The 13,137-nt window shown below is 50.6% G+C and carries 11 protein-coding genes; 4 read left to right on the top strand and 7 right to left on the bottom strand.

The features are described 5' to 3' along the window. Positions 1–15: 15 nt before the first annotated feature. From fusA to IE055_RS06980, 4 genes are all read right to left on the bottom strand, one after another. On the bottom strand, positions 16–2,106 hold the full coding sequence (gene fusA / locus IE055_RS06995) for an elongation factor G (RefSeq protein ID WP_189399298.1): 2,091 nt from the start codon (positions 2,104–2,106) through the stop codon (positions 16–18). Positions 2,107–2,310: 204 nt separating this feature from the next. Then, positions 2,311–2,781 carry a 30S ribosomal protein S7 gene (gene rpsG, locus IE055_RS06990; protein WP_189399297.1) on the bottom strand — a complete coding sequence of 157 codons (471 nt, stop codon included), beginning with the start codon at positions 2,779–2,781 and terminating at the stop codon, positions 2,311–2,313. A gap of 67 nt (positions 2,782–2,848) precedes the next feature. Beyond that, positions 2,849–3,223: a 30S ribosomal protein S12 gene (rpsL, locus tag IE055_RS06985; RefSeq protein ID WP_113954798.1), complete on the bottom strand. Its 375-nt coding sequence runs from the start codon at positions 3,221–3,223 to the stop codon at positions 2,849–2,851. Between the two features lie 498 nt (positions 3,224–3,721). Further along, positions 3,722–4,336 (bottom strand): LysE family translocator, encoded by a 615-nt coding sequence (locus IE055_RS06980; protein WP_189399296.1) that lies wholly within the window; start codon positions 4,334–4,336, stop codon positions 3,722–3,724. Between the two features lie 169 nt (positions 4,337–4,505). Between IE055_RS06980 and IE055_RS06975 the strand changes: the two genes are divergently transcribed. After that, entirely contained in the window at positions 4,506–6,263 is a 1,758-nt protein-coding gene (locus IE055_RS06975) for a S8 family peptidase (RefSeq protein ID WP_189399295.1), read from the top strand. Here IE055_RS06975 and IE055_RS06970 read toward each other — a convergent pair whose 3' ends face one another. After that, on the bottom strand, positions 6,264–7,322 hold the full coding sequence (locus tag IE055_RS06970; RefSeq protein ID WP_189399294.1) for a methyltransferase domain-containing protein: 1,059 nt from the start codon (positions 7,320–7,322) through the stop codon (positions 6,264–6,266). A gap of 224 nt (positions 7,323–7,546) precedes the next feature. On the opposite strand from IE055_RS06970, the gene IE055_RS06965 reads away from it, so the two are divergent. Then, a complete protein-coding gene (locus IE055_RS06965; protein WP_189399293.1) occupies positions 7,547–8,050 on the top strand; it encodes a DUF4399 domain-containing protein in 504 nt (167 codons plus the stop codon). Between the two features lie 8 nt (positions 8,051–8,058). Beyond that, positions 8,059–9,279 (top strand): metallophosphoesterase family protein, encoded by a 1,221-nt coding sequence (locus IE055_RS06960; protein ID WP_189399292.1) that lies wholly within the window; start codon positions 8,059–8,061, stop codon positions 9,277–9,279. Between the two features lie 17 nt (positions 9,280–9,296). On the opposite strand, the gene IE055_RS06955 is transcribed toward IE055_RS06960, so the two are convergent. Together IE055_RS06955 and IE055_RS06950 are read right to left on the bottom strand one after the other, a co-directional pair. Next, positions 9,297–9,914 carry a hypothetical protein gene (locus tag IE055_RS06955; RefSeq protein WP_189399291.1) on the bottom strand — a complete coding sequence of 206 codons (618 nt, stop codon included), beginning with the start codon at positions 9,912–9,914 and terminating at the stop codon, positions 9,297–9,299. Positions 9,915–9,940: 26 nt separating this feature from the next. Then, positions 9,941–11,170, bottom strand: a complete 1,230-nt coding sequence (locus tag IE055_RS06950; protein ID WP_189399290.1) for a saccharopine dehydrogenase family protein — start codon at positions 11,168–11,170, stop codon at positions 9,941–9,943. A 326-nt stretch (positions 11,171–11,496) separates the two neighbouring features. Between IE055_RS06950 and IE055_RS06945 the strand changes: the two genes are divergently transcribed. Then, a complete protein-coding gene (locus IE055_RS06945) occupies positions 11,497–13,125 on the top strand; it encodes an AMP-binding protein (protein WP_189399289.1) in 1,629 nt (542 codons plus the stop codon). The last annotated feature ends 12 nt before the right edge of the window (positions 13,126–13,137 follow it).

The following is a 13,137-nucleotide window of genomic DNA, read 5'->3' as shown; positions in this document are numbered from 1 at the left end:
CCAACACTGGAACGACTAGTATCTGTTTACAATCGCGTCGACGACATTTTTTGGCGCCTTGGCATATTTTTCGAACTGCATGGTATAGGATGCGCGACCTTGCGTGGCACTGCGCAGAGCGGTGGCATAGCCAAACATCTCTGCGAGCGGCACTTCACACTCGATCAACTTGCCCGAAGGCGTATCATCCATACCTAAAATGACACCGCGGCGCGAATTAATATCGCCACTCACGTTGCCCATATATTCTTCAGGGGTCACAATTTCGACCGCCATAATAGGCTCTAAAATATCCACACCTGCTTCGCGACAACCCTCTCGAAAGGCCTGACTAGCAGCTGCTTTAAACGCAAACTCCGAGGAGTCTACATCGTGGTAACTTCCGTCGTACAACGCAACGCGCACGTCGATCAATGGGTAGCCGGCTAACACACCACCTTCCATTGCTTCTTCAACACCTTTTTGAACAGAAGGGATAAATTCACGCGGCACAGCGCCACCTTTAATTTCATCCACAAATTCAAAACCAGCGCCACGCTCAAGTGGCTCAATGCGAAGATATACGTGACCATATTGACCACGACCGCCAGACTGTTTCGCATACTTAGTTTCATGCGTGACCGCCTTGCTTACCGCTTCGCGATATGCGACCTGCGGCTTACCAACATTGCACTCCACGCCAAACTCGCGCTTCATACGATCAATGATGATATCCAGATGCAGCTCACCCATACCTGAAATAATGGTCTGACCTGACTCTTCATCTGTGCGGACATTGAAGGACGGATCCTCCTGCGCCAGCTTGCCTAACGCAACACCCATTTTTTCCTGGTCTGCCTGCGTTCTTGGCTCTACCGCTTGTGAGATCACAGGGTCCGGAAACTCCATGCGCTCTAGAGTGACAACGTTCTTCATGTCACATAACGTATCACCTGTGGTGACCGTTTTAAGCCCGACCGCTGCAGCGATATCACCAGCGCGAACTTCATTAATTTCTTTGCGATTATTCGAATGCATTTGCAGAATTCGACCAATCCGCTCTTTCTTGTCTTTTACGGGGTTAAAAACCGCATCTCCAGTCTTCAGCGTACCTGAGTAGACCCGGAAAAATACCAGCTGACCGACAAACGGGTCAGTCGCAATCTTGAATGCTAATGCAGAAAAAGGTTCGGCATCATCAGACGCACGAGTTACCTCTCTCTCTTGCGCATCCACGCCTGCGATTGCAGGAACTTCAAGCGGCGAAGGTAAATAGTCAACAATACCGTCAAGCATGGCTTGAACGCCTTTGTTTTTAAACGCACTACCGCACATCACCGGCACAATTTCGTTACCAATAGTCAGCGCACGTAGAGCAGCTTTAATCTGCTCATCGGAGAGCGATCCGTTCTCCAGATACTCATCCATCAGCTCCTCAGAGCTTTCAGCAGCAGCTTCAACCAACTGCTCGTGATACTCTGCAGCAAGGTCTTTCAGATCCGCTGGAATATCTTTTTCTTCAAACATGACACCCATCGGGTCTTGATCCCAATAGATGGCCTTCATTTTGATCAGATCAATGACACCAGCAAAGGTTTCTTCTGCACCAATCGGCAACTGCAGAGCAATCGGGTTTGCACCCAAGCGCTTTTTCATTTGCCCTACTACGCGCAAAAAATCCGCACCTGAGCGATCCATCTTATTCACGAACGCCAAACGCGGCACATGATACTTGTTAGCTTGTCGCCAGACGGTTTCTGATTGAGGCTCTACACCACCAACCGCACAAAAAACCGCAACCGCGCCATCGAGGACTCGCAGCGAGCGCTCAACCTCAATCGTGAAGTCAACGTGCCCGGGGGTATCGATGATATTGATACGATGCTCTTCAAGTGAAGCATCCATACCGCGCCAAAAGGTTGTCGTGGCAGCTGATGTAATCGTGATTCCACGTTCTTGCTCTTGCTCCATCCAATCCATCGTCGCCGCACCATCGTGCACTTCGCCGATTTTATGGCTGATACCCGTGTAGAACAAAATACGCTCGGTCGTCGTGGTTTTACCCGCGTCGATATGCGCCATAATGCCAACATTTCGGTATCGATTAATTGGAGTTGAACGTGCCATCTTTATTCAGTTACCAGTTCCAGTAAAAAGCTATGTCTAATGACTAATCTCTATCTCAAATTTTAAAAGAGCAAACCCGAGATACCTATTTATCTGCGGGGCGCCTGATGCCACTTACAACACCAGGCCTACAAAATTTCGCGAAGCGCCCGCAGTTCGCACCGACTTGTCGGCTTAATTGCGCCAGCGAATCTTGTGATGACTTTAGAAGCGGAAGTGACTAAACGCCTTATTCGCCTCTGCCATACGATGCACATCTTCAACTTTACGCATCGCACCGCCACGTTTTTCAAACGCATCGATCAACTCACCAGCCAAACGCTGCGTCATTGACTTCTCTGAACGTCCACGGGCGTATTCAACAATCCAGCGCATAGCCAGCGCAGTACGACGTGAAGCACGAACCTCTACAGGCACCTGGTAAGTCGCACCACCAACACGGCGACTCTTAACTTCCACCATTGGCTTTACGTTTTCCAACGCTTGATCGAACACTTCCAACGGGTCTTCGGTACGACGCTCACCGATCAAATCCAGCGCATCGTAAATAATTTTTTCAGCTACCGACTTCTTACCATCTTTCATCAAGATATTGACGAACTTAGCCAGAGTTACATTTCCAAACTTTGGATCAGGCAGAATTTCGCGTTTCGGGACTTCTCTTCTTCTAGGCATAACGTGCTCTCTGTAGCAGTTTATTCTCAGCTGCGCATTAATAGCTCAGCCAATACTTATGACAATATTAGGACTTAGGACGCTTGGCACCGTACTTAGAACGGCCTTGGCGACGCGCAGCAACACCAGACGTATCCAGCGCACCACGAACAGTGTGATAACGAACACCTGGCAAGTCTTTTACACGACCGCCACGAATCAACACAACACTGTGCTCTTGCAGGTTATGACCCTCACCACCAATATAGCTGGTAACCTCAAAACCGTTCGTCAAACGCACACGCGCAACTTTACGCAATGCGGAGTTTGGTTTCTTAGGTGTGGTGGTATAGACACGAGTACAAACACCACGACGCTGTGGACACGCCATCAACGCAGGAACATTTGACTTTTGAACCTGCTTCTTACGCGGGTTCCGTACTAACTGATTAATAGTAGGCATAATCTAATTTTAGTTTTTCAAAAAATCGTTAAAAGCCACACGGGGATGCAACCTTCAGAGCGACAAAAGCCCATCTCGCCAGCTTCTCAACTGCGAAATGAGAAAATTCAGTACCTCGAACACACAAACACGTACTCGCGGGAGCGCGATTCTATGGACTCGCACAAGCAAAGTCAAGGCGCGGCGCAAGCAAATGTGGCGCGGACGCTAAAAAATCGGATTCTCGAGTAGTTTTCTCTCTGCCTTCGCGAAAAAACGACCTGCATATGCAAGGAGCGAAGGCGACCGTCTTACTAAAGAGGCTAGTATCAACTGACCACAAGGTCTCTAGCAGTAACGGTGTTCAAGTGGAGCGGATTCTATGCCTGCGATGCTTTCAATGCAAGGAAAAGCAAAGGAAAAACAGGGGTTTTTATCGCTTTCGCCCAAATCTCAAAACACGGCGACATTCGACCGCAGTTTCTGCTGTGACGAACTAAGCAGCCGCAGATTCTCCGGCTAGCGCCAATACTTAGCGATCAGCTCAGCCAGAATTGGTAACACTGATGCGACCAACAACAACGCCATTACCACATTAAAAAGACGACTATGCACTGGATTGGTTAACACACGTTGCAACCAAACACCGCCCATCATCCACACACCAGCACTCGGGAACGTCATTAACCAGAACACGAAGACCAGAACCAGCACTTGCAGATAAAGCTCCGCGCCCACCGTGGTGTAAGCCGCAATCGCGCTGGTACCCATAATCCAGGCTTTGGGGTTGACCCATTGAAATAACGCGGCCTGCAAAAATGTTAATGGCTTGGATATGGATTTTCGCTCGTGGCGTGGGGCCGCTCTAAAAATCAACCAGGCCAGATAGATTAAATACACTATTCCAACAAGCTGAATCAGCGCATGCAGCCAGGCGTAACGCTCAAACACGTAACCCAAGCCAAAACCGACAGCGAGAATCATACTGGGAAAGCCAAAACATATACCGAAAAAGTGCGGTAAACTGGCTTTGACCCCGAAATTCAAACCTGAAGCCATAATCATGATGTTATTGGGGCCAGGCGTAAAAGCAGCGGAAAATGCGAATACGAGAAATGAAGGGTGAAGTTCCACAGCAGAGGTCAGTTTTGCAAGCAATATATAGAAACATAATATCTGACCTGCTTGATTCGTGTCGATCTCTTTCCGCTCGACATTTCCACACAATCGTAAACAGGCTGCTCGCTACCCAAAGTGGCCATCACCACCGAATTCAAAATCGTAAACTCACTGGACTTACATTATGCGTTCAAGCCAATCTCTTCGACCTGCAGTCCGCTCAACTCTATTCGCATTTTGCATTGCGCTCCCATTCGTTACGCCAGCAGTTGAACTGACCGACCCCATACCTCGCGCTAAAATAGACGCCGCCATCGCTGCCACGCAGGCGCGTCAAGCCCGAGCCGCAAAGCAAAACCCGAAACTCGACCCGTTACTAGCGCAACTTGTTGTCGAGGATCAGCATTTACGCAAATTCGGACATACTCAATCAGGCCTGCGCTTTAAAGGTAATAATCAAGTACAGGTCTATATCAAAACCAAATCCGCACCAGAACACGCAACCCCCTATCTGCAAGCGCTGGGAGCAGAAATTGAAGTCACTGTGCCGTCGTTGAGCCAGATTCAGGCTTGGGTCCCAGTCAGTGCGATTACCGCGATCAGCGAATTAGCGCAAGTAAGCGCCATTTCTCGACCGGTCTATGCAACCAATCGTGCCGGGCGCGTCGTCACACAGGGCGACGCCATATTAAAAGCGAATATATTGCGCGACATGGGCGTCACCGGGGAAGGAATCAAGGTTGGCATTATTTCTGATGGCGCCAACAGCTGGACCTCTGCTCGCAACTCAGGGGACCTACCCCAGAACATCACCGTGTATGGCAGCTGCTCAACACGTTCAGCAAACCCATCGCAATGCAGCCCAGCTCTTACCTGCAATGAGGGCACGGCAATGGCAGAAATCATTCACGACCTAGCACCCGACGCTGAGCTCGCCGTTGCCGCAGTAAGCACCTCAATGGAGTTCATTAGCCAAGCAAACCGACTAGCAAACACATTTGGTGCCAACATCATAGTTGACGACCTCGGCTTTTATGGCGAACCTTATTTCTCCGATGGCGATATCGCAAACGCGGTGGCCAGACTGCCCGCTGACGTATTATACGTTTCTTCTGCTGGCAACAGCGCAGCCTCGCATTATGAGCGCAATTATCGACAGTTTCCGGGTGGTGGTGGCATCCACAACTTTGGCACTGGAAGCGGTAACAGATCAGATGACGCAATGGGTTTTCTTATTCCACCCAACCGAGGCACCGTCGCACTGTTGCAATGGGACGAGAACTTCAACAACCCGTCAAGCAACTACGACTTGTATATATTCAACACCGACGGACAAATCACGCAACAGAGTACGTTTACCGGCGGGCCTGCGTTTGAAGCAGTATGCGTGCCCAACACCGGCGCATCCGACGAAGTTCGTTTCGCCGTGGTCAACAAGCAAAGTGGCGCGGCACGCAAACTAGAAATGTTTTTCCTCGGCGCAGGCGCGATCGAATACGAAATCCCTAGCGGCAGCATTTTTGGACACCCTGGCGTCACGCGCGCACTGGCAATTGGCACCACTAATGCGGGCAGCAACACAGCCGCGTTCTACAGTTCACGCGGCCCGGCACAACGCAATCGAGCCAAACCGGACCTAACCGGCGTGGATGGCGTCTCGGTCACCGGGGCCGGCGGCTTTCCGTCCACTTTTTTTGGCACCTCTGCGGCAGCACCACACGTCGCCGGGGTTGCTGCATTATTGATGAGCGCAAGTCGCAAGAACACCACCGCACTGGTACGCCAGGCCATGCTGAGCACCGCCACCGATCTTGGCAGTGGTGGCCGTGACTCCGTGTACGGATACGGCAGGGTCAATGCCGACGCAGCCATCAAACAGCTCTATATAGATGGCAACCGTATCAATATTGGCAGTTTACTACCCTTGCTGCTGGAGGACTGATTAACAGCAGGCGCCACCGCTGGCGGTAGCTGACTCGGCAAATGGCAGTTCAGTGCCACATCCATCGAAGATGCCATAGTGCGTATCCCAGTCGCCGAAAAACTCGAAATGCGGCGCAAAGCGGGTTTCGGCTAGCATGCGGTAGGTATTTCCACAGACCGGAAACATTTTTCCGGTCTCGATAACATGATGCCCGTCAAGTACAAACTTGTCTGGATGATGCGCGATCGTGCCACGGTAACGCACAGCTTGACCATAGTCTTCGCAGGCCGGTTCTAAATCGTCTAATTTGAACAGACGGTAGGTCGCCGAGTAAAAGCGTCGATCACCCAGTTTCGCCTGCAGTGCGGGATTCTCGATTGCTAAAGGTCGACTCTTGACCAGACGCGGATCTTTGAAACCAGACTGTTTTGCTAGATTAATAAAATCGTTCCAATACAAGGCACCAGAAATACACTCACCATAGAGTTCTTCATCATCGATCAAATGCTGCGGAGTACGGCGCTCGGCGTACACATCCGAAAAATACATTTCACCACCCGGTTTCAACAAGTCATAACACTGTGACAGTACGGCTTGTTTGTCGGGAGATAAGTTAATCACGCAGTTTGAGATCACCACATCAAATGACGCCGGCTCTAACCTCAGTTGGTCTAACCGTTCGATATAGCCTTGATGGAATGTCGTGTTCGGTGAGCTAAAGCCAAACGCCTCCGCGTGATACTCGCGGTACGTGTTAGCAACGGCCAATTGTTCTGCGGTCATGTCGACACCGACTACCTGCCCCTGCGCACCAACCAATGCTGATAAGGCATAGACATCGCGGCCAGCGCCAGACCCCAGATCAAGTATTCGCGCGCCATCTAACTCTTCTGGTAACACCAAGCCACAACCGTAGTATCTGACGAGCACTTCGTCATGCACTTTAGATAAAATCGGCTTCAAATAGGCTGGCATCCCCTCGTCGGTACAACACGCATCGGTTTTCAAATCCGAACTGTTTTGTAACACTTGACCGTAGTAGTCTTGTACTTGTTGGTAGGTTAGTTTTTCATTCATGTGTATCTGTACGAGTCACGTTGTTGGCTCAATTCTATCGAGTCTCTACCGAGGATGACAGGCGTGGTGGCCCTACCCGGTCGGTATCCACTACAACCATTAACGTACCGATGGAATTGAGGTAGATTGTCATGATCTCACACAAACTGGTTTATAGTAGAGTACCCATTGCGGAAATCAAAACTAACAGACCCAACTTCCCTTAATTCCATCACAAAAAAGATATGAAAAACGTCTCACTTGCCATCGCCGCTGCTTTAATCGCATTCTTGATCTACTTTTTCGCCTTTCATCAAACCCCGACACCAACCGCCGCCCCACAAGACACGACGCCGAGTCAGACTGAAACAACGGCGGCCCCATCCAACCTGATCACTCCCGCTGCACCTGGCGCGGATGTGTTTATCATCAGCCCTGGTGACGGTGCCGTAGTGAGCTCACCAGTGAAAGTCGAATTTGGAATCACCAATATGACCGTTGCCAAAGCAGGCGACAATATTGAGTTTAGCGGCCATCACCATCTTCTGATCAACCTTGAAGAGCTGCCGCCAATGGACGCTCCGCTGCCGGCGACAGAACAAATTATCCACTTCGGTGGCGGCCAAACGGAGACCACACTAGAATTGGAGCCTGGTGAATACACGCTACAGCTCCTACTTGGTAACTACCTGCATATTCCGCATGCGGAACCTGTGTTATCGAAGAAAATCACCATCACTGTCGAATAAGCTACACCATGGCATCACGCCGATCTTTCTTGCTGGCCAGCGGCATGGCTGCGGCCGGCTTGGGTTACAGCTACCACCGCGGTCTGCGCTACCCGCGTCTATCACTGGAGCCGCGTGCGCTCGACAGCGCCCTGAACACCCAAGGTGCACAGCTTAGGCTGACCGACCTAGTTGCGATAAAGCAGCGCTCGTCTAATTCGAGCGTCAACTTCACTCTGCGCGCGGTCACACCAACACCTAGCTTGCATCTCCTAACGCAGGGCACACAGCTCGAAGTCGAGATTAACAATGTGCTTCCAAACGCCAAGTTACGTGTTCAAACCCAGGCTAAGAGTGACATTCAAGAGCAAATCGACGGGATCAATCGCCGCCTAAAAATCAGTAGCAAGTCCCACGACGAAATAACACTGAGCTGGGAACATGGCCTAGACGACGGTTTCGATTTCGCGGTCATCGGCGATACCGGCGGTGGTCTCGAACTGGATTGGTGCCTAAACCGCGCCGTAGAGCTGGGCGCGCAGTTCCTATTGCACCTCGGAGATTTCAACTACACCGCCGGCGAATATGACCGCGCCATCCACCAATTTCACCACGCCCCACTACCCTGTTATATCAGCCTTGGTAACCATGACTTCAATGACAGCGGGCTGATGTATCACCGGTTTCTTGCCGAACTTGGTCCATTAAACGCCCACTTCACCGTCGCCGGAACCCGGTTTATAAATATTGATACCGCCGCTGACTTCTTCCCCGCGCAAGCCGGGTTACGCGGGGACATGCTACAAAGATTAGCAAAAGTGCCGAGCTCGGTGGAAAATACACTCATGTTCAGCCATAGCCCACTGCGGGATCCACGCCCAAACGATGATCATGAAGTTGGCGGTATCAACGAAGTGGCCTGGTTGTTGTCGATGGCAAACAACCTAAATACGAGTGACTATTTGTGCGGACATGTTCACCATAGTGCCGAACTTGATATCGGCGGACTACGGCAGTGGACTGCAGGTGAAGGCTTGGGGCATGAAGATCTTATTCATCAAAGACAGGTCGCACAACTACTCCTAGGTAGAGTTGAGATAGGCCGAGCAGTCGCGTACCGTTGGCAGGACCTGTCTATGCCGTGGTCAATGCACACTAGCCCAACACATCAACATAAACTGCGCCGGGATCAACGTGAGCGCCAATGGAAGTGGTATTCGGACACACATCTGGCAATGTCTAAGACATAGAAAACCCCGATGCGTTCTCAGGAAAGCGACATCATTAAAAAGCCAGTAAACGCTGCATTAGTTGGTGACAAGCTCGGATCGACCCGTTGCTTAGCCGAGTTTACCCAGTCTCGATACCCCGTATAGAAGGCCCAACTAGGCCTTGGCTTATACGCCAAGCCCTCTAGCTCTAAGTACGCAATAATACCCTTGGCGGTAGTCGGCTTAACAAAGACCTCGTACTGTGGTGCGTAGTAACTCGGGATAATCGTCATCAAGCTCCACTTGGCTAGTTTCTGCGTGTCTAGTAGACTAAGCATCGCATCAAAACCGGCCGCTTGATCATCGTGCAAAAAGCGCATCAATGAATCAGCCAAAAACCCGGCTTGCATGTTATCTAGCCGCTGGCAAAAGTCACGAAACTTGGGCTTCTCAAACATCGACACCATCGATGAACGACTCACCAACTTGACCATGGCGTCAATAATTTCAGCATCGGTTGCGGTCGAATCTGGCGCAAAATGTTGTTGCGCAAACTCGCTCAACTTAGCCTTGCTATGACGCGTCATCACCTCCGCCAGCGACGCGTCCTCAAAGCCTTTCGGGTGCTGCTGTAGAAAGTGTTTGGCGGCCGCCTGTAATCGTGTGTTATTCATCAGCTCACCTACGCCCATGCAACGCATCAGTCATTGTCAGTAATCACGCTAAAACTCAGTCCCGCGTTGTCCTGCAAACGCGTCAACAGCGCGTCACCCATCGCACTCGCTGGCGTCCAAAATCCACCATCCACGGAAATCGAGTCGTGAGCCAAACATACTGCGGACTCGGCCAACATCTTCGAGGTCGAGCCATAACCTGGATCGGAATCCCCCTTTAAGCGCATTACCACTGACTCACCACCACGTGTCTCGCCGTTAAACTGAATCACATAGAAACCCGGACTGTCTGGGTTTACTTCAGGCCCCTCGCCTTGTGCGGGCAGGAATCGCCGCAGCACACTGCGACCCAGTCTGGTCACACTGGTCAGGGTCATCGCTTTCAGACCCAGCGAAATGGATTTCGCCGCCAGGTAACCTTTAGTACCCGCACCAGTGGCCATCGACTCACTGTAGCGAAAATCGGTTCCATAACGAAAACCGAGAAGCGCATTGGAACGGCGCACGATCCGCGTATTGATGCCAGCCATAAGAAACGGAGCAGTCCAGCGCTGCACATCTGGACTGAATCTGACACCAGTTTGATCGCGCTTATCACCACCGTTAAATTTGAGGTCTGGGTTCAACGCGTACGGGTTGCCTAGCAGCCGTCTTACCTTTCTGTTATTTACTGCCAATTTAATCACATTCATCATGCTTGCGATGGTGCCGCCACTCATACCGCCCTTGGCCTTTATTAGGGTGTAGCGCACACACTTTAAGCTCTCAGCAAAGTGCTGCTGAGCGTGTTGCTGAATGTAAAAGGTACCCATATCTGACGGGATCGAATCGAAACCACAACTGTGCACAATGCGCGCACCGCTTTTACTTGCATACTCAGAATACTCATCAATCATATCCCGCATCCAAGGCACTTCACCGGCCAGGTCAACATAGTCAGTGCCCACCATGGCGCATACCTTGACTAACAACGAACCATAGTCGGAATAGGGGCCGACAGTGGAAATAATCACCTTCGTCACTTCGGCCATCGCGGTTAACGACGCTTGATCTGCGCTGTCAGCAATTAGAAGATCGACAGACTCCTTTGCATCGCCAATAAAATGCCGGACTTGCCTAAGCTTTTCCTCATTACGTCCGGCAATCGCCCAACGTAGTTGCTTTTTGCTATACCGATCAAACAGATGCTTTGCTACCCATTGACCAGTAAAACCGGTGGCACCCCAGACGACAACGTCGTATGTGCGTGTTGCCATGAAATCTCCTCGAATCGAAGGTTGGAAAGTTATGCCCTTAGCTTACCAGTCTAATCCGAACAACGGTAGCAGCCGAATTCGATCACCCAGAGACTTGGCTTTACCTCGAACATCGATTTATCGCGAACTGCCGCATCAATTATAGGTGACATTTATCTACAACATTCACTAAAAAAGCTATTCTCATCATACAGTTTTACTGGATAGGATGTGCAGTAAACGGTACTCTTTAAGCACCAGAACAACAAAGGTTTGCAGTGACTTTTTGTCATTCGCGAACATAGAGGAGAGATATCATCAATATCACTGATTTTAAAGTTACGCCGATGCAGGCGTTCGCTCAACAGGTCCAGGAACAACCTGATCAAATCTTCCTCCGACAGCCTAAAGGTGGTGTTTACACAGAGTACACCTGGCAGCAAGCGTATGACATGACTCTGCGCCTTGCCAACGCCTTACTTGCCATGGGGCTGAAGCCTGGTGATCGCGTTGCGCTATTATCCGGCAACTGCGCGGAATGGTTTATTGCCGATTTTGCGATTGTCGCTGCAGGCATGATTCCCACGCCGATCTACGCCACAGCTGGCGATGATGTGATTCGCTACGTCATCGAGCACAGTGAGTCGAAAGCGATTTTCATTGGTAACGTTGCCGATACCGACATGGCACTGACCGCGATACCAAACGGCGTTACGACTATCTCGATGGCCCAAGGGCCCGAGGGAGCCGAAAACACTTTCAGTGACCTAATTGCCAAGCACGAGCCGCTATCCGATGTGGCATCACCTGACCTGAGTGACACCTGGTCGATTGTGTACACATCCGGGTCCACCGGCAACCCAAAAGGCGTGGTATTAACTTACGGCAATATCAGCTATTCAGCCGCGGTCAGCATTCGCCTGTTCTCCAATGGTGAAAAAGGCCGGTTTCTGTCTTATCTTCCCTTAGCGCATGTCACGGAACGCGCACTGGTCGAATACAGTAGCCTGTATTCCGGCGCCACCGTCTCCTTTACGGAATCACTGGAAACCTTCATCAATGACTTACGAAACGCCAATGTGACTTCGTTTATCTCTGTGCCTCGCCTTTGGGTCAAGTTCCAGTCTCAGGTTCTGGCCAAGGTGCCACAACGCAAGTTGAACACCTTGCTCAAGATCCCATTTATTGGCGCTAAGGTCAAAAAGAAAATTCGCACCCAACTCGGTCTCGATAATTGTCTCACGTTCGGTAGCGGGTCCGCACCAATTTCGCCGTCCATCCTCAAGTGGTATCAAAAGCTAGACATTCCAATTTCAGAAGGCTGGGGTATGTCAGAGACCATTGGTCTGGCCACTACGAATTATCCATTCAAACTCGAAAAACTCGGCACCATCGGTAAAGCAGTCGAAGGGTTTGAGGTTAAAACTTCGGAGGAAGGTGAGATATTAATCCGCGGTGCCGGTATATTTAAGGAATACTACAAAAACCCTGAAACTACGGCTGAATCGTTTACCGAGGACGGTTTTTTTCGTACTGGAGACAAAGCTGAAATGGACGCGGATGGCTTTGTCACCATCACCGGTCGCGTGAAAGATTTGTTTAAGTCTGGTAAAGGCAAATACATTGCTCCGGTGCCGATTGAAGCAAAATTGGCTGACAACCAACTGATTGAGCAAATCTGCGTTATGGGCAGCGGACTCCCAGCGGCAATCGCCGTGGTGGTACTTTCGGACGAAGTCGCGAATGGAATGAGTCAGGCTGAAATTGAAGAGAGCCTGACTGAAACATTGGAAGCGGTCAATAAGGTCGTCGAAAAACACGAAGTGGTCGGTGGCATTCGAATCGCGAAAGACCCTTGGACTATCGAAAACGGCCTGCTAACGCCGACACTCAAAGTCAAGCGAGCCGAATTAGAAGCCAAATACATGGATTTTTGCGCACAACCCGCAGACAAACCCGTCACCTGGGAATCGTAACCACGACAAAAA

This window comes from Arenicella chitinivorans, assembly GCF_014651515.1.
Taxonomy (GTDB): Bacteria; Pseudomonadota; Gammaproteobacteria; order Arenicellales; family Arenicellaceae; genus Arenicella; species Arenicella chitinivorans.
The sequence above is the reverse complement of the archived record's forward strand: the minus strand, read 5'-3'. Positions and strand labels throughout refer to the sequence as shown.